The 18,786-nt window shown below is 35.6% G+C and carries 15 protein-coding genes and 5 tRNA genes; 19 read left to right on the top strand and 1 reads right to left on the bottom strand.

Annotation, left to right across the window (positions count from 1 at the left end; all coding sequences use genetic code 11):
• Positions 1-72: 72 nt before the first annotated feature.
• The 19 genes from BUB95_RS01180 (at position 73) to BUB95_RS01090 (ending at position 16,939) form a co-directional block, all read left to right on the top strand.
• Positions 73-1,503: a carboxypeptidase-like regulatory domain-containing protein gene (locus tag BUB95_RS01180; protein WP_073081900.1), complete on the top strand. Its 1,431-nt coding sequence runs from the start codon at positions 73-75 to the stop codon at positions 1,501-1,503.
• An 81-nt stretch (positions 1,504-1,584) separates the two neighbouring features.
• Positions 1,585-1,779, top strand: coding sequence for a 30S ribosomal protein S21 (gene rpsU / locus BUB95_RS01175; RefSeq protein WP_073081898.1), 195 nt, complete (start codon positions 1,585-1,587; stop codon positions 1,777-1,779).
• Between the two features lie 116 nt (positions 1,780-1,895).
• Positions 1,896-2,786 carry a tyrosine-type recombinase/integrase gene (locus BUB95_RS01170; protein WP_073081896.1) on the top strand — a complete coding sequence of 297 codons (891 nt, stop codon included), beginning with the start codon at positions 1,896-1,898 and terminating at the stop codon, positions 2,784-2,786.
• A gap of 21 nt (positions 2,787-2,807) precedes the next feature.
• Entirely contained in the window at positions 2,808-3,110 is a 303-nt protein-coding gene (gene hpf / locus BUB95_RS01165) for a ribosome hibernation-promoting factor, HPF/YfiA family (RefSeq protein WP_073081893.1), read from the top strand.
• 112 nt (positions 3,111-3,222) lie between these two features.
• A tRNA-Thr gene (locus BUB95_RS01160) sits at positions 3,223-3,296 on the top strand.
• A gap of 88 nt (positions 3,297-3,384) precedes the next feature.
• Positions 3,385-3,467, top strand: a tRNA-Tyr gene (locus BUB95_RS01155).
• A 49-nt stretch (positions 3,468-3,516) separates the two neighbouring features.
• Positions 3,517-3,589, top strand: a tRNA-Gly gene (locus BUB95_RS01150).
• Between the two features lie 70 nt (positions 3,590-3,659).
• Positions 3,660-3,731 (top strand) — tRNA-Thr (locus BUB95_RS01145).
• 59 nt (positions 3,732-3,790) lie between these two features.
• Positions 3,791-4,978: an elongation factor Tu gene (tuf, locus tag BUB95_RS01140; RefSeq protein ID WP_073081891.1), complete on the top strand. Its 1,188-nt coding sequence runs from the start codon at positions 3,791-3,793 to the stop codon at positions 4,976-4,978.
• A 60-nt stretch (positions 4,979-5,038) separates the two neighbouring features.
• Positions 5,039-5,111 (top strand) — tRNA-Trp (locus BUB95_RS01135).
• Positions 5,112-5,129: 18 nt separating this feature from the next.
• On the top strand, positions 5,130-5,324 hold the full coding sequence (gene secE / locus BUB95_RS01130; RefSeq protein WP_073081889.1) for a preprotein translocase subunit SecE: 195 nt from the start codon (positions 5,130-5,132) through the stop codon (positions 5,322-5,324).
• Between the two features lie 17 nt (positions 5,325-5,341).
• The gene (gene nusG, locus BUB95_RS01125; RefSeq protein WP_073081887.1) at positions 5,342-5,899 is read left to right on the top strand and encodes a transcription termination/antitermination protein NusG; all 558 of its coding nucleotides are present in this window, start codon (positions 5,342-5,344) and stop codon (positions 5,897-5,899) included.
• Between the two features lie 70 nt (positions 5,900-5,969).
• The gene (gene rplK / locus BUB95_RS01120) at positions 5,970-6,410 is read left to right on the top strand and encodes a 50S ribosomal protein L11 (RefSeq protein ID WP_073081885.1); all 441 of its coding nucleotides are present in this window, start codon (positions 5,970-5,972) and stop codon (positions 6,408-6,410) included.
• Positions 6,411-6,420: 10 nt separating this feature from the next.
• Positions 6,421-7,110: a 50S ribosomal protein L1 gene (gene rplA / locus BUB95_RS01115; protein ID WP_073081883.1), complete on the top strand. Its 690-nt coding sequence runs from the start codon at positions 6,421-6,423 to the stop codon at positions 7,108-7,110.
• Between the two features lie 19 nt (positions 7,111-7,129).
• On the top strand, positions 7,130-7,651 hold the full coding sequence (gene rplJ, locus BUB95_RS01110; protein WP_073081880.1) for a 50S ribosomal protein L10: 522 nt from the start codon (positions 7,130-7,132) through the stop codon (positions 7,649-7,651).
• 59 nt (positions 7,652-7,710) lie between these two features.
• Positions 7,711-8,088 carry a 50S ribosomal protein L7/L12 gene (gene rplL / locus BUB95_RS01105; RefSeq protein ID WP_073081876.1) on the top strand — a complete coding sequence of 126 codons (378 nt, stop codon included), beginning with the start codon at positions 7,711-7,713 and terminating at the stop codon, positions 8,086-8,088.
• 134 nt (positions 8,089-8,222) lie between these two features.
• On the top strand, positions 8,223-12,035 hold the full coding sequence (rpoB, locus tag BUB95_RS01100; protein WP_073081873.1) for a DNA-directed RNA polymerase subunit beta: 3,813 nt from the start codon (positions 8,223-8,225) through the stop codon (positions 12,033-12,035).
• Positions 12,036-12,098: 63 nt separating this feature from the next.
• Positions 12,099-16,400, top strand: a complete 4,302-nt coding sequence (gene rpoC, locus BUB95_RS01095) for a DNA-directed RNA polymerase subunit beta' (RefSeq protein ID WP_073081870.1) — start codon at positions 12,099-12,101, stop codon at positions 16,398-16,400.
• Between the two features lie 221 nt (positions 16,401-16,621).
• Positions 16,622-16,939, top strand: coding sequence for a DUF3467 domain-containing protein (locus tag BUB95_RS01090; protein ID WP_073081867.1), 318 nt, complete (start codon positions 16,622-16,624; stop codon positions 16,937-16,939).
• Between the two features lie 186 nt (positions 16,940-17,125).
• On the opposite strand, the gene BUB95_RS01085 is transcribed toward BUB95_RS01090, so the two are convergent.
• Positions 17,126-18,715 carry a peptide chain release factor 3 gene (locus BUB95_RS01085; RefSeq protein WP_073081866.1) on the bottom strand — a complete coding sequence of 530 codons (1,590 nt, stop codon included), beginning with the start codon at positions 18,713-18,715 and terminating at the stop codon, positions 17,126-17,128.
• Positions 18,716-18,786 lie beyond the last annotated feature (71 nt).

The raw sequence follows: 18,786 nt of genomic DNA, 5'->3' as shown, positions 1-18,786 counted from the left end.
TAGTTTTGGAGTTTTATACTTTATGGAATAATATTTGCCATTCTATAACCAAAACATATTAATCAACTTATAATGTATTCAAATAGCCTCAAACTAAATTTTACTTTAGTCTTTTTATTTGCTGCCTTTTTTGGGTTCTCTCAAGTCGAAGTAAAAGGTAAGATTGTGGATTTTGCACAATTACTACCTATTGAAAATGCAAGTATCTATATTAAAAATACCACTATAGGTACTGTAAGTAATTCCGATGGGCGCTTTGTGCTTCTGGTACCTAATGAGCATCAAAACGATACACTAGTTATATCTTCAATTGGTTTTAAGAGTTTCAAGGTTCTGGTCAACGAGTTTGATGGTTCTGAAGATGTATTTTTAGAAGAAGATGTAGCAACTTTAGACGAGATTGTAATAGTTGCAGACCCAAGACCAACTACAGGCAATGAGATAGTTCTCAAAGCTATCGAAAAACTTCCTGAAACATTACCAGATTCTGCATACCTGCAAAAAGGATTTCTTCGCCATAAAGAACGAAATAAATTAGAGTTTAAATGGCTTATAGAAAGTGCTATTACTGTTTACGATTCTGGTTACGGAAGTAAAAGTACAGAGCATCTAAAAGTTAATGTAGACGAGATGCGTAAGAGTTACGATTTGCGAGACGTAGATAGTATTTTTTCCTATGTATCCTACAGAAATAGAAATGCTAAGGGTAACAGATTAAGAGCACAAGATATTAGTCGTGATGACGTAAGCACTTCGCAGCTAGTAAAGGCAATAAGGTGGAACGATAGACGTGTAAACGGACTTCAGAATATATTTCAAGGAAAGCTAAACTTATTCAGAAATGTTCAAGACTCAAAAGCGCTATTTGGAAAAGATATTTTAAAAACTCATCAATTTGCCTTAGACACCATCTTAGTTGATGATGGAAAGAAAATCTATAAAATTAAAATAGATGAAAGTGCGGATTTTGTAGGACTTGGTACAAAAGGAATGTATAACGAAGGTTACAAAGCTCAAGGTTGGTTATACATCTATTATGATAATTATGCTATAAAAAAGGTGGAGTATGAATTAGTAGCAGCTTCCGATAAGCAAAAGAGTCGAAGCAAACGTTTGTTCGGCACCCAGACTAACCATAAACTAGTCATTAATTATATTGAGTACAACGATAAGATGTATCCTAACTATATTTATTACGAAACGCCAAAGCTGGTTAATGTGGGCTTAAAAACAGATAGAAAAGTGACGCAAAAAGAAATAGATAGGTACAATAGAGAAGAGCGATACTATTCAACTGTGCAAGAAATTTTATTTTCTGAAATTATTCTCGATAAAGCCATTGTAAAATCTGAATTAGAAAACAAACCATGGAATATGGATATCTTTTTATCCAAACCTTATAACAAAGACTTCTGGAAAAATTACAATGTACTTCTCGAAAGTGAAGAAGATGAAGAGATGATTGATGACCTCTCCCAGCGCGCCTCTTTATTTAAAGATTAAAATAATAGCATCTGCTTTTGCAAAGTAGAATTTGTTTATATATTTGCGCCGCAAAATCTAAAAGAAGGGAGGTTAAGACCTATGTTAAAAATAGAAGTAAATTCTGGAGAAAATATAGAGAGAGCATTAAAGCGTTACAAAAACAAGTTCAATAGAACAGGGGTAAGACGTGAGCTTCAAGCGCGTAAGCAATACACAAAGCCTTCAATAGAGCGAAGAGCACAATTGCAAAAAGCAGAATATGTGCAAGGTTTGCGAGACGCAGAACAAGCATAAAACAATATACTAAAGAGATTAAAATCCCATTCATTTTTAATGCATTGGGATTTTTTTATGCGTGGTTTTTATCTAAAGCAAATAAAGGCTATTTTTAAGATTGCAATTCGTTATTAATGTCACTAGAAAAGTTTTCAGATTATTTATTGTTAGAAAAGAAGTATTCGGTACATACAGTTACGGCGTACAAAAATGATATTGAAAGCTTTCATAATTTTCTAGAAACAGATTATAATACTGAAACAATAGTCAAAGTTGGTTATAACATTATACGGCAATGGATAGTTAGTATGGTAGATGCTAATATTTCTAATCGAAGTATTAACAGAAAGGTATCTGCTCTCAATTCGTATTACAAGTTTCTCATAAAAGTTGGAGATGTAAAAGTCAATCCTCTAAAAACTCATAAAGCATTAAAGACTGAAAAGAAAGTGCAAGTTCCATTTTCTCAAGTGGAGTTAGAAAATGTTCTAGAGACTTTAAGTGATGTTAATGATTTTGAAAGTGCTAGAGATAAGCTAATGGTAGAATTGTTTTATGCAACAGGCATAAGACGTATCGAGCTAATAAATATTAAAATATCAGACCTTGATACTCGTGCTAGAATGCTTAAGGTCTTAGGTAAGCGTAACAAAGAGCGCTACATTCCATTAATAGCCACAATAGTAGAAACGCTAGAGGCTTATTTAATTTATAGAGTTCAATTACAAGAAATAAAAGATAAAGATTTTCTTTTTCTCACAAAAAGAGGTGTAAAACTCTATGAGACACTTGTTTATAGAGTAATAAATAAGTATTTTAGTAGAGCTTCTTCAAAGTTAAAATGCAGCCCACATGTGTTACGGCACTCTTTTGCGACGCATTTACTCAATGAAGGCGCAGACATAAATTCAGTAAAAGAATTACTTGGGCACTCTAGTTTAGCAGCAACACAGGTTTATACTCATAATAGTATAGCAGAATTAAAGAAAGTACATGCCAAAACTCACCCAAGAAATATCGACTAACCTTTAAAACCAAATTAGCTTATGGATGTAAACACGCAATCTATCAATTTTGTAGCCGATATAAAGTTGAAAAACTTTATTCAGAAACGTTTCGAAAAGCTAAATCTTTATTACGATAAGATTATACAAGCCGACGTGTATCTAAAAGTTGAAAATACCAGTGATAAGCAGAATAAAATATTCGAAGCTAAGTTAAGAGTCCCTGGAGATACCTTTGTAGTAAAAAAGCATACTAAGTCCTTTGAAGAAGGTGCAGATTTAGTAGCATCCTCTCTTGAAAGACGTTTAAAAAAGAGGAAAGAAAAATTACGTTCTCATTCCTAGTAATTTTTTTTTAAAAATGTTTTGAAAAAAAAAATAAAGCATTACATTTGCAGTCCGTTAGAAATAGCGGGCTTTTTTATGGCTTAAATTTAAGCATGAAAAGTGCAAAAAAGCCGATGTAGCTCAGCTGGCTAGAGCAGCTGATTTGTAATCAGCAGGTCGTGGGTTCGAGTCCCTCCATCGGCTCTTTTTTTTGAAAGAAAAAAAATGTTCTTTAAAAGAATGAAATATCAATAAAAAAGCTGTATTTTTGCAGCCTTAAAAATTGATGATTGGGGAGATACTCAAGCGGCCAACGAGGACAGACTGTAACTCTGTTGTTTTTTAACTTCGCAGGTTCGAATCCTGCTCTCCCCACAAATTTTTAATTATTGATAATTAATTAAGATGGCTTAATTAATAAAAAGCGGGAGTAGCTCAGTTGGTAGAGCGTCAGCCTTCCAAGCTGAATGTCGCCGGTTCGAACCCGGTCTCCCGCTCAAAATAATATTTCTGTAAAAGCAGGAGTATTATCCTGTTTTATATAGGTTAATAAAGTAAATTCTTTACGCCGGTGTAGCTCAGGGGTAGAGCGTTTCCTTGGTAAGGAAGAGGTCACGAGTTCAAATCTCGTCATTGGCTCTTTTTTTTGTATTTAAAAAATTGAACACTAATATAAATTAAGATTAAATAAATTAAACATGGCAAAGGCAACTTTCGATCGTTCAAAACCACACCTTAACATAGGTACAATTGGACACGTAGATCACGGTAAAACAACTTTAACTGCTGCTATTACTAAAGTATTAGCTGATGCAGGTTTATCTGAAGCAAAAGACTTCGATCAAATTGATAACGCTCCTGAAGAAAAAGAGAGAGGTATCACAATTAATACATCTCACGTAGAGTATGCAACATCTAACCGTCACTACGCTCACGTTGACTGTCCGGGTCACGCCGATTACGTAAAGAACATGGTAACTGGTGCTGCTCAAATGGATGGTGCTATCTTAGTTGTAGCTGCAACAGATGGTCCTATGCCACAAACTCGTGAGCACATCCTTTTAGGACGTCAGGTAGGTATTCCTCGCATCGTTGTATTCATGAACAAAGTGGATATGGTAGATGATGAAGAGTTATTAGAATTAGTAGAAATGGAAATCAGAGATTTATTATCATTCTATGAGTACGATGGTGATAATGGTCCTGTAATTGCTGGTTCTGCTTTAGGTGCACTTAACGGTGAGCAAAAGTGGGTTGATACAGTAATGGAATTAATGGATGCTGTTGATAATTGGATTGAAGAGCCAGTACGTGATATGGATAAGCCTTTCTTAATGCCTATCGAAGATGTATTCTCTATTACAGGTCGTGGTACTGTGGCAACTGGTCGTATTGAGACTGGTGTAGCTAACACAGGTGATCCTGTTGAGATTATTGGTATGGGTGCTGAGAAGTTAACTTCTACTATTACAGGTATCGAAATGTTCCGTCAAATATTAGATAGAGGTGAAGCTGGTGATAATGCTGGTATCTTATTAAGAGGTATTGAGAAAACTCAAATCTCTAGAGGTATGGTAATTACTGCTCCAGGTTCTGTAACACCACACCAAAAATTCAAAGCTGAGGTTTATATCCTTAAGAAAGAAGAAGGTGGTCGCCACACACCATTCCATAATAACTACCGTCCACAGTTCTACGTACGTACAACTGACGTAACTGGAAACATTGCGCTTCCTGATGGAGTTGAAATGGTTATGCCTGGTGATAACTTAACGATTACTGTTGAGTTAATCCAGCCAATTGCAATGAACGTAGGTTTACGTTTCGCTATCCGTGAGGGTGGACGTACAGTTGGTGCTGGTCAGGTAACTGAAATTTTAGACTAATACAAAGCTAAATATACAATTAAGGTGTCCCGTTTTTTCGGGATACCTTGATTTATGTTTACGGGTTTAGCTCAGTTGGTAGAGCACTGGTCTCCAAAACCAGGTGTCGGGAGTTCGAGTCTCTCAACCCGTGCAATTAAAGAAAAAACAAATGGCAGGAGTTATAACATACGTAAAAGAATCGTTCGAAGAGCTTAAGAATAATGTAACATGGACACCTTGGTCAGAAGCACAAAGGTTAACTGTTGTAGTAGCGGTTTTTTCCATATTATTTTCTTTAGCTATTTGGGGAATTGATACTGTATTTAGTAGATTCATCAAAGCTTACTTTGGCTTAATCAATTAAAACAACACATCAGTTATATGTCTGAAAAAAGCGGAAATAAAAAGTGGTATGTTGTTAGGGCTGTAAGTGGTCAAGAGAACAAAATCAAAACTTATATTGAGAATGAAATCTCTCGATTAGGTTTAGGTGATTATGTTGACCAAGTTTTAGTACCTACTGAAAAAGTAATACAAATACGTAACGGTAAGAAGATAAATAAAGAACGTGTTTATTTTCCAGGTTACATTATGATACAGGCTAATCTTAGCGGAGAAGTACCTCATATAATAAAATCAATTACTAATGTTATTGGTTTTCTAGGGGAAACAAAAGGCGGTGATCCTGTGCCATTAAGACAATCAGAGGTTAACCGTATGTTAGGTAAAGTAGATGAATTGGCATTAGAAGCTGATGCTAATGTAGCTATACCATTTACAATCGGTGAGACTGTAAAAGTTATCGATGGACCTTTCAATGGTTTTGACGGTACTATTGAAAAGATAAATGAAGAAAAGCGTAAGCTTGAAGTAATGGTAAAGATTTTTGGAAGAAAAACACCATTAGAGCTAAGCTATATGCAAGTAGAAAAAGTATAATAATTGTTACATTATATATCGCACAAGATTTAGGCTTCCAATTTAAATTGAGTGCACAATTTTAATTAAAATGGCAAAAGAACTAGACAAAGTAGTTAAATTACAAGTTCGGGGAGGTGCAGCGAATCCATCGCCACCGGTTGGACCCGCTTTAGGTGCCGCTGGAGTTAATATCATGGAGTTCTGTAAGCAGTTTAATGCTAGAACTCAAGATAAGCCAGGTAAAGTTTTACCTGTGGTCATCTCTGTTTACAAAGACAAATCATTTGAATTTGTAATCAAGACTCCACCAGCAGCAGTACAATTATTAGAAGCGGCCAAAGTAAAGAAGGGATCTGGAGAACCAAACCGACGTAAAGTAGCAAAAGTAACTTGGGATCAAGTGAAAGCAATTGCAGAAGACAAAATGCAAGATTTAAATGCATTTGAGATTGAATCGGCTATGAAAATGGTAGCTGGTACAGCAAGATCGATGGGTATCACAGTTAAAGGAGGAGAAGCTCCAAACTAAAATTTTTGAAATGGCAAGATTAACAAAAAAGCAAAAAGAAGCTAGAGCTAAAGTTGATAAAAACAAACTTTACTCTATTGAAGAAGCTTCAGCTTTACTTAAAGAAATCACATATACAAAGTTTGATGCCTCAGTAGATTTAGCCGTAAGATTAGGCGTAGATCCGCGTAAAGCAAATCAAATGGTACGTGGTGTAGTTTCATTACCACACGGTACAGGTAAAGACATGAAGGTTCTTGCATTAGTAACTCCAGATAAAGAAGACGAAGCTAAAGCAGCGGGTGCGGACTATGTTGGATTAGATGAGTACTTACAAAAAATAAAAGAAGGTTGGACAGATGTTGACGTTATCGTCACTATGCCAAGCATTATGGGTAAGTTAGGACCATTAGGTAGAGTGTTAGGACCAAGAGGTCTTATGCCAAACCCTAAGACAGGAACAGTAACTATGGACGTCGCAAAAGCTGTTAGCGAAGTTAAAGCTGGTAAAATTGATTTTAAAGTAGATAAAACAGGTATCGTTCACGCACCAATAGGTAAAGCATCATTTAGTGCTGATAAATTGGTTGGTAACGCTAATGAGTTATTAACAACTTTAATGAAATTAAAACCAACTGCGGCGAAAGGTACCTATGTAAAAAGTATTTACATGTCAAGTACTATGAGTCCAAGTATAGCAATTGATACAAAAATAGGATAGTAGTTAAACTTAGAATATTATGACAAGAGAAGAAAAATCCCTAGTAATTGAAGAGTTAACTGCTCAATTAGCCGATAATACAAATATCTATTTAACTGATATTTCTGGATTAAACGCAGTTGATACTTCGAATTTACGTAGAGCATGTTTTAAAGCTAACGTAAGCCTTGCTGTTGTAAAGAATACATTATTAGAAAAGGCGATGGAAGCTTCAGATAAAGATTTTGGAGACTTACCATCAACTTTAAAAGGTAACACTTCTGTAATGTACTCAGAAACAGGTAACGGGCCTGCTAAAGTGATTAAAGCTTTTCGTAAAAAGTCTGAAAAACCTTTGTTAAAAGGTGCTTTCATTGAAGAGTCTATTTACATAGGAGACGACCAATTAGATGCCTTAGTAGAAATCAAATCAAGAGAAGAATTACTTGGTGAGGTTATTGGATTGTTACAATCTCCTGCTAAGAATGTTATTTCAGCACTTAAATCTAGTGGTGGAGCATTAGCAGGCATCTTAAAAACATTATCCGAAAAAGAAGGATAAATTAGCGAGTACGCACTTAAAAATTAAAATAAAAACACACTTATTAAAACGATAGAAAAATGGCAGATTTAAAAGATTTCGCAGAACAATTAGTTAATTTAACTGTAAAAGAGGTTAATGAATTAGCTGATATTTTAAAAGAAGAATATGGTATCGAGCCTGCTGCTGCTGCAGTAGCTGTTGCTGCTGGTGGCGCTGCTGCTGGTGGAGAAGCTGCAGAAGAAAAGTCAGAATTCGATGTAATCCTTAAAGCAGCTGGTGGTTCTAAACTAGCAGTAGTAAAATTAGTTAAAGAATTAACTGGTTTAGGATTAAAAGAAGCTAAAGGCTTAGTTGATGACGCACCAAGCGCTATCAAAGAAGGCATCGCTAAAGATGAAGCAGAAGCTTTAAAAGCATCTTTAGAAGAAGCAGGTGCAGAGGTTGAGCTTAAGTAAGCTTAGCAAATACCTACAAGACACGGTTTAGGTTTATCCCGCAAAAAGTTGCGGGATAACGCCTAGACCATTTTGTGTATATAAATAGTATGTACACTTTATTACATTATTTTTAATCAAAAACGCGTTCATCGATGTTAGCAAAACAAGCTGAAAGATTAAATTTCTCCTCTATTGTAAACAGAACTGAGTATCCAGATTTCTTAGATATTCAGATAAAATCCTTTCAGGATTTTTTCCAATTAGAGACAAAATCTGATCAAAGAGGTAATGAAGGGCTTTACAACACCTTCATGGAAAACTTTCCAATTACCGACACAAGAAACCAATTCGTATTAGAATTCTTGGATTATTTTATAGATCCTCCAAGGTATTCAATCGAAGAATGTATAGAAAGAGGACTAACATACAGTGTGCCACTTAAAGCACGTTTGAAATTGTATTGTACAGATCCTGAACACGAGGACTTCGAGACTATTGTTCAAGATGTATACTTAGGAACAATTCCTTACATGACACCTAGCGGTACCTTCTGTATTAATGGAGCAGAACGAGTTGTTGTGTCTCAGCTGCATAGATCACCTGGTGTATTCTTTAGCCAGTCATTCCATGCAAATGGTACTAAATTATATTCAGCAAGAGTAATTCCTTTTAAAGGATCTTGGATAGAATTTGCTACTGATATTAACAGCGTTATGTACGCTTATATTGACAGAAAGAAAAAACTCCCTGTTACAACCTTATTTAGAGCTATTGGTTTTGAAAGAGATAAAGATATTCTTGAAATATTTGATCTTGCAGAAGAAGTGAAAGTTTCTAAATCTGGATTAAAGAAAGTTATCGGTCGTAAACTTGCGGCACGTGTACTTAACACATGGCACGAAGATTTCGTTGATGAAGATACAGGTGAAGTAGTATCTATTGAGCGTAACGAAATTGTTCTTGATCGTGATACAATTATAGACAAAGATAATATTGAAGAAATCCTTGAAGCTGGAGTGAAGACTATTCTTCTTCATAAAGAAAGCGGACAACAAGGAGATTACGCAATTATTCATAATACATTACAGAAAGATCCAACAAACTCTGAAAAAGAAGCTGTTGAGCACATCTACCGTCAATTACGTAATGCTGAGCCGCCAGATGAGGAAACAGCGCGAGGTATTATTGACAAGTTATTCTTCTCTGACCAACGTTACTCATTAGGTGAAGTAGGTCGTTACAGAATGAATAAAAAATTAGGTTTAGATATCGGAATGGATAAGCAAGTACTTACCAAAGTAGATATCATTACCATCATTAAATATTTAATTGAGCTTATCAACTCTAAAGCGGAGATTGATGATATTGATCACTTATCTAACCGTCGTGTACGTACTGTAGGTGAGCAGTTATCATCTCAGTTTGGTGTTGGTTTAGCACGTATGGCACGTACAATTCGTGAGCGTATGAACGTTCGTGATAACGAAGTGTTTACCCCGATTGATTTAATTAATGCTAAGACCTTGTCTTCTGTTATTAATTCTTTCTTTGGTACAAACCAATTATCTCAGTTTATGGATCAAACCAATCCATTAGCAGAGATTACACACAAACGTCGTTTATCAGCTCTTGGACCTGGTGGTTTATCAAGAGAAAGAGCAGGTTTCGAGGTTCGTGATGTTCACTATACACATTATGGGCGTTTATGTCCTATTGAGACACCAGAAGGACCAAACATTGGTCTAATTTCTTCATTATCGGTATATGCAAAAGTGAATTCAATGGGATTTATTGAAACGCCTTACCGTAAAGTTGATAACGGTGTTGTAGATATCAAGAATACGCCAACTTATTTAAGTGCTGAAGAAGAGGAAGACATGATGATTGCTCAAGCAACTATCGAGGTTGATGCTAAGGGAAAAGTAACTCATGATAAGGTAATTGCACGTCAAGAAGGTGATTTCCCAGTAGTAGAACCTACTCAAATAAATTACACAGATGTTGCACCTAATCAAATTGCTTCTATATCAGCATCTTTAATTCCTTTCTTAGAGCATGATGATGCTAACCGTGCATTAATGGGGTCTAACATGATGCGTCAGGCCGTTCCATTATTACGTCCTGAAGCACCAATTGTAGGTACAGGATTAGAGCGTCAAGTAGCATCAGACTCTAGAGTATTAATTAATGCTGAAGGCGATGGAACTGTTGAGTATGTAGATGCTGAAAAAATAGTTATTAAATACGAACGCACTAAAGAAGAGGCAATGGTAAGCTTTGATAGTGATACCAAAGAATATCCTTTAGTTAAATTCAGAAAAACAAATCAAGGTACGTCTATAAACTTAAAGCCTATCGTTAAGAAAGGAGATAAAGTTTCTAAAGGTCAAGTACTTTGTGAAGGTTATGCAACCCAAAAAGGAGAGTTAGCACTTGGACGTAACATGAAGGTAGCCTTCATGCCATGGAAAGGTTATAACTTCGAGGATGCGATTGTAATTTCAGAAAAAGTAGTTCGTGACGATATATTTACTTCAATCCATATCGATGAGTATTCTTTAGAGGTAAGAGATACCAAATTAGGTAACGAAGAGTTAACTAATGATATCCCTAACGTTTCTGAAGAAGCTACCAAAGATTTAGATGAAAACGGTATGATTCGCGTTGGTGCAGAAATCAAACCAGGAGATATATTAATTGGAAAGATTACACCAAAAGGTGAGTCAGATCCAACTCCAGAAGAAAAACTTTTACGTGCCATCTTCGGTGATAAAGCAGGAGATGTAAAAGATGCGTCTTTAAAAGCCTCACCATCACTTAATGGTGTTGTAATTGACAAGAAGTTATTTGCTAGAGCTATAAAAGATAAACGTAAGAGAGCTCAAGATAAGGAGGATATCGAGAAGTTAGAAGATGCTTACGATAAGCGTTTCGATGATCTTAAAAACGTTTTAGTTGAGAAGTTATTTGTTATAGTTAACGGAAAAACAGCTCAAGGTATTTACAATGATTTAGGTGAAGAAATTATCCCTAAAGGAAAGAAATATACCTTAAAGATGTTAAATGCTGTTGATGATTATACACATTTAACATCTGGTAAGTGGACTACTGATGACGAAACTAACGAGTTAGTTGCAGACTTAATCCACAACTATAAGATTAAAGAAAATGACCTTCAAGGATCTTTACGTCGTGAGAAATTTACAATCTCTGTAGGTGACGAATTACCAGCAGGTATTATCAAATTAGCTAAAGTTTACATCGCTAAGAAACGTAAGCTTAAAGTAGGTGATAAAATGGCAGGTCGTCACGGTAACAAAGGTATTGTCGCACGTATTGTTCGTCAAGAAGATATGCCATTCCTAGAAGATGGAACTCCTGTAGATATTGTATTAAATCCGCTTGGTGTACCATCTCGTATGAATATCGGTCAGATTTATGAAACGGTATTAGGTTGGGCAGGTCAAAAATTAGGACGTACGTATGCGACGCCAATTTTTGATGGTGCTACTCTAGACCAAATTAACGGATTTACAGATGAAGCTGGCGTACCACGTTTTGGTCATACTTATTTATATGATGGTGGAACTGGTGATCGTTTCGATCAACCTGCAACAGTAGGTGTGATTTACATGATTAAGCTAGGTCACATGATTGACGATAAGATGCATGCACGTTCTATAGGTCCTTACTCATTAATTACGCAGCAGCCATTAGGTGGTAAAGCACAGTTTGGGGGTCAGCGTTTTGGTGAGATGGAAGTTTGGGCACTTGAAGCATACGGTGCGTCAAGTACATTACGTGAAATTTTAACTGTTAAATCAGATGATGTAATTGGTAGAGCTAAAACTTACGAAGCTATCGTAAAAGGTGAGCCAATGCCAGAGCCAGGACTACCTGAATCTTTCAACGTATTAATGCACGAATTGAAAGGATTAGGATTAGATATTAGATTAGAAGAGTAAAACTTAGGTGTATAATTTCAGTCTTTTAAAGACCGAAATTATGTGCTGAATACCATAAATAAAATGGCAAGAAAACAAGATAAGAATACAGTACAGAAGTTTAATAAAATTTCTATTGGTTTAGCATCACCTGAGTCTGTTTTAGCAGCATCTCGTGGAGAGGTATTAAAGCCAGAAACTATTAATTATCGAACTCACAAACCTGAACGTGATGGTTTGTTTTGCGAGCGAATTTTTGGTCCTGTTAAGGATTTTGAATGTGCTTGTGGTAAATATAAAAGGATTCGCTACAAAGGTATTGTTTGTGACCGTTGTGGTGTAGAAGTAACAGAGAAGAAAGTACGTAGAGATCGCGTTGGGCATATTAACTTAGTTGTACCAGTTGCGCATATCTGGTACTTCCGTTCATTACCAAATAAAATTGGATATTTATTAGGATTACCTTCTAAGAAATTAGATATGATTATTTACTACGAACGTTACGTAGTAATTCAGCCTGGTATTGCTATGAATGCAGAAGGAGAACCATTGCAAAAAATGGATTTCTTAACAGAAGAAGAGTACCTAAACATTTTAGAGACTATTCCTCAAGAAAATCAGTATTTAGAAGATTCAGATCCAAACAAATTTATTGCTAAGATGGGTGCAGAATGTCTTATAGATATTTTAGCGCGCATCGATTTAGATCAGTTGTCTTACGACTTACGTCACAAGGCAAATAACGAAACATCAAAGCAACGTAAAACAGAAGCTTTAAAACGTCTTCAAGTTGTTGAAGCGTTTAGAGATTCTAACTTAAACAGAGAGAATAAGCCAGAGTGGATGATTATGAAGGCTATTCCTGTAATTCCACCAGAATTGAGACCTTTAGTACCTCTAGATGGTGGACGTTTTGCAACTTCAGATTTAAATGATCTTTACCGTCGTGTAATTATCCGTAACAACCGTTTAAAGCGATTAGTTGAGATAAAAGCACCAGAAGTAATTTTACGTAACGAGAAGCGTATGCTTCAAGAGTCAGTAGATTCTTTATTCGATAATACACGTAAGTCTTCTGCAGTTAAAACGGATTCAAACAGACCATTAAAGTCTCTTTCAGATTCACTTAAAGGTAAGCAAGGACGTTTCCGTCAGAACCTATTAGGTAAGCGTGTTGATTATTCTGCACGTTCGGTAATTGTTGTTGGACCAGAATTAAAGTTATTTGAGTGCGGTTTACCAAAAAATATGGCAGCTGAGCTTTACAAGCCATTCATCATTCGTAAGTTAATCGAAAGAGGAATTGTAAAAACAGTAAAGTCTGCTAAAAAGATTATAGATAGAAAAGAGCCTGTAGTTTGGGATATCTTAGAGAATGTTCTTAAAGGACATCCAGTATTACTAAACCGTGCGCCTACGCTTCACAGATTAGGTATTCAAGCATTCCAACCAAAGCTTATCGAAGGTAAAGCAATACAGTTACATCCATTAGTGTGTACGGCTTTTAATGCCGATTTCGATGGTGATCAGATGGCGGTGCATTTACCACTAGGACCAGAAGCGATTTTGGAAGCACAATTATTAATGTTGGCTTCTCATAATATCTTAAATCCAGCAAATGGTTCGCCAGTAACGGTACCTTCTCAGGATATGGTACTTGGTCTTTACTACATGACCAAGCATAGAAAAACTGACAAAGATTATACGGTTAAAGGTGAAGGCTTAACGTTCTATTCTCCAGAAGAAGTAACAATTGCTTACAATGAGAAAAAAGTAGACCTTAATGCAGGGATTAAAGTACGTACAAAAGATTTTAACGAAGAAGGAGAGTTAACAACTCAAATTATAGAGACTACTGTAGGACGTGTACTTTTCAACGAAAAAGTACCAGAAGCAGCAGGTTATATTAATGAGGTATTAACTAAAAAGTCGTTAAGAGATATTATCCACGGAATTCTTAAAGCAACTTCAGTTCCTGAAACAGCAGAATTCCTTGATGAAATCAAGACTTTAGGATATAAATTTGCCTTCCAAGGTGGATTATCATTTAGTTTAGGAGATATCATTATTCCACAAGAAAAGCATGGAATGATTGATGCTGCTAACAAGCAAGTAGATGGTATTATGGGTAACTATAATATGGGTCTTATCACCAATAACGAACGTTATAACCAAGTTATTGATATTTGGACATCTACAAATGCAGAATTAACAGAGTTATCTATGAAGCGTATCCGTGAGGATCAGCAAGGATTTAACTCGGTATTTATGATGTTAGATTCTGGTGCTCGTGGATCTAAGGAGCAGATTCGTCAGTTAACTGGTATGCGTGGATTAATGGCAAAACCTAAAAAATCTAATGCAGGTGGTGGAGAAATTATTGAAAATCCAATTCTTTCGAACTTTAAAGAAGGTCTTTCAATTTTAGAATATTTTATCTCAACGCACGGTGCTCGTAAAGGTCTTGCAGATACCGCTCTTAAGACAGCAGATGCTGGTTACTTAACACGTCGTTTAGTAGATGTTTCACAAGATGTAATTGTATACGAAGAAGATTGCGGTACGTTAAGAGGTATCGAAGTTTCTGCATTGAAGAAGAACGAAGAAGTTGTAGAGAAGTTAGAGGCTAGAATTGTAGGTCGTACATCTGTAAACGATGTTTACAACCCATTAACTGAAGAATTATTAGTAGAAGCAGGTGCACATATTGATGATGCTATTGCTAAGAAAATTGGTGATTCTCCAGTAGAAACTATCGAAGTACGTTCGCCATTAACTTGTGAGGCTAAAAAAGGTATCTGTGTGAAGTGTTACGGACGTAACCTTGCAACAGGTAAAATGGTTCAACGAGGAGAAGCTGTTGGTGTTGTAGCTGCACAGTCTATTGGTGAGCCTGGTACACAATTAACACTTCGTACATTCCACGTAGGTGGTATTGCTGGTAACATTTCTGAAGAGAACAAGTTAATAGCTAAGTTTGATGGTGTTGCTGAAATTGAAGACCTTAAAACTGTTAAGACTAAAGATAACGAAGGAAATGAAGTAGATGTAGTAATCTCTCGTACCTCAGAATTAAAGTTAACAGATGCAAAAACAGGAATCGTACTAAGTACAAACAACATACCTTATGGTTCTTTCATTTATGTGAAGCCAGGCGCTAAACTTAAGAAAGGCGATGTGGTTTGTCAGTGGGATCCATATAACGGTGTAATTATTTCGGAATTTGCTGGTAAAGTAAAATATGAAAACATCGAGCAAGGTGTAACTTATCAAGTTGAGATTGATGAACAAACAGGTTTCCAAGAGAAAGTAATTTCAGAATCTAGAAACAAGAAATTAATCCCAACATTACTGATAGAAGATAAGAAAGGTGAAACTATCCGTTCTTACAACTTACCAGTAGGTGCACACATTATGATTGACGATGGTGAGAAAATAGACATCGGTAAAATCTTAGTTAAGATACCTCGTAAATCTGCTAAAGCAGGTGATATTACTGGTGGTCTTCCTCGTGTAACAGAGTTATTCGAAGCACGTAATCCTTCTAACCCAGCCGTAGTTACAGAAATTGATGGTGTGGTATCATTTGGTAAGATTAAACGTGGTAATCGTGAGATTATAATCGAGTCTAAATTAGGTGAGGTTAAGAAATACTTAGTAAAGTTATCTAACCAGATTCTTGTACAAGAAAACGATTATGTAAAAGCGGGTATGCCTTTATCTGATGGTTCTATAACACCGAACGACATCTTAAACATCAAAGGTCCTTCTGCGGTACAACAGTACTTGGTGAACGAGGTACAAGAAGTTTACCGTTTACAAGGGGTGAAGATTAACGATAAGCATTTCGAAGTTGTTGTTAGACAAATGATGCGTAAAGTAAGAATCATAGATTCTGGTGATACCATTTTCTTAGAAAACCAATTAGTTCATAAATCAGATTTCATCGAAGAAAACGATAAGATTTTCGGAATGAAAGTCGTTGAGGACGCTGGAGAATCTGAGAACTTAAAATCAGGACAGATTGTTACGACACGTCAGTTAAGAGATGAGAATTCAATCCTTCGAAGAGAAGATAAGCAATTAGTTACAGCTCGCGATGCTAGTCCAGCTACAGCAACTCCTATCTTACAAGGTATTACGAGAGCATCTTTACAGACTAAGTCGTTTATCTCAGCAGCATCGTTCCAAGAGACGACTAAAGTACTTAACGAAGCCGCTGTAAACGGTAAAGTAGACAACTTAGAAGGTCTTAAGGAAAATGTAATTGTTGGACATAGAATTCCTGCTGGTACAGGTGTTAGAGAGTACGATAATATCATTGTAGGATCTAAATCGGAATTTGATGAAATGATGAAGCAGAAAGAAGAGATGAACTACAACTAGTAGTGACTCTTATCTCGAAGATAATGAGAATATAATTTAAAGCCTTCTTACTTTTATAGTTTGAAGGCTTTTTCTATACCTACAGATGTCAGTTCGAGTGTTTTGTTATGTATAAAACAAAATGTATGGAGAACAAGGTTTTTCACGAGTGAGTCGGTATATTTACAAAAGAAATCAAACAATTAGATTTCCGTTTTCACGGAAACTTAAACCAATTAAAAATGGCAGATAATAAGAAGCAACCAAAACAGGGACAAATTAATATAGAATTAGATGAGCAAGTAGCTCAAGGTACATATTCTAACTTGGCAATAATTAACCACTCCGTATCTGAGTTCGTCATAGATTTTGTAAACATTATGCCAGGTACGCCAAAGAGTAAAGTAAAATCGCGTATTATACTCACGCCTCAACATGCTAAGCGTTTGGTAAAAGCGCTAAGCGAAAATGTAAAGCGTTTCGAAAATGCTCATGGTGCTATTAAAGATTATGAGCAACCTCAAGTTCCAATTAATTTTGGACCAACAGGCCAAGCATAATTTTTAAAATAGAAACATAGCTGTTTTCTATAGTTATAATATTTAGCTATAAATTTAAACTATTAAAAAAGCATCCTAGAAATCTTCTAGGATGCTTTTTTATTTTTTGTTATTGTGATTTACTGTATTCAAATAAAAAATTGCTTAAATCGCTTAAAAATAAGTTTTTCCTAATTTTTAGGAATTTTAATCAAATTCAGAGGTGTAATGAAATTTAATATTAGGATATTTTTGTTCAGTCATTTGTAAGGTAAACATAGAATCTGCTAAAAATACCAATTGTCCACTTTTATCTTTGGCCAAAAAACGCTGTTTTACACGCTTAAAATCTTTAAATTCTTCGCTTTTTGTATCTTCGGGGTCAACCCAACAAGCCTTATGGACATTAAGGTTTTCGTAAGTACATTTAGCACCATACTCATGTTCTAATCGGTACTGAATTACTTCATACTGCAGGGCACCAACGGTACCAATCACTTTTCGTCCATTAAGTTCTAGAGTAAATAATTGTGCAACACCTTCATCCATAAGTTGGTCTATACCCTTGTACAGCTGTTTAGACTTCATTGGGTCAGCATTATTAATATACCTAAAATGTTCAGGAGAAAAGCTAGGAATTCCCTTATAATTAAGGATTTCACCTTCAGTTAGCGTATCTCCAATTTTAAAATTACCACTATCTTGTAGTCCAACAATATCTCCAGGATACGATACATCTACAATTTCTTTTTTCTCTGCAAAAAATGCATTAGGACTAGAAAATTTCATCTTTTTGCCATTACGAACATGTAGATATGGGTTGTTACGGTGAAATTCACCTGATACAATTTTAACAAAGGCTAGACGATTACGATGATTAGGATCCATATTTGCATGAATTTTAAATACAAATCCTGAAAAATCCTTTTCTTCTGGCTTAACCAGTCGTTCTTCACTTTGTTTTGGCCTTGGTTTTGGTGCAATTTCCACAAAACAATCAAGTAATTCTCGTACTCCAAAATTATTCAAGGCAGAGCCAAAAAATACAGGTTGTTGTATTCCTTTTAAGTAATCCTCCTTATTAAATTCTGGATAAATACCATTAACTAATTCAATATTATCACGTAAATCATTAGCATGCTTTTCTCCAACTAATTTTTCGAGTTCTGGCGAGTTTAAATCGTTAATTTCTACAGTGTCTTCAATGTCTTTTTTAGGGTCTCCAGTAAAAATATTTACGTTTTTTTCCCACAAATTATATATCCCTTTAAAGTCGTAACCCATACCTATAGGAAAACTTAACGGGCAAACTGTTAGACCAAGTTTTTGCTCAACTTCATCTAGTAAATCAAAAGCATCTTTACCTTCTCGGTCTAATTTATTTATAAAAACAAGCATCGGTATGTTACGCATACGGCAAACTTCTACCAATTTTTCTGTTTGTTCCTCAACACCTTTTGCTACATCAATAACAACAATAACACTATCGACCGCGGTTAAGGTTCTAAAGGTATCTTCAGCAAAATCTTTATGCCCAGGCGTATCTAGTATGTTTATTTTTATACCATTATATTCAAAAGCTAAAACAGACGTAGCAACAGAAATACCACGCTGGCGCTCTATCTCCATAAAGTCACTAGTAGCGCCTTTTTTTATTTTATTGCTTTTTACAGCACCAGCTTCTTGTATGGCTCCGCCAAATAAAAGTAATTTTTCTGTCAGCGTTGTTTTACCAGCGTCTGGATGGGAAATAATCCCAAATGTTCGGCGTCTTTGTATTTCTGATAAGAAACTCATTTAGTCTAAAATTTGCAGAGCACAAAAATATTGTTTTAACTGTAAACTGATACATTTTTTTAGTTTATCCT

Origin of the sequence: Winogradskyella jejuensis, assembly GCF_900129745.1 — a bacterium.
GTDB lineage: Bacteria > Bacteroidota > Bacteroidia > Flavobacteriales > Flavobacteriaceae > Winogradskyella > Winogradskyella jejuensis.
This window is presented reverse-complemented; position numbering and strand designations above follow the sequence as displayed.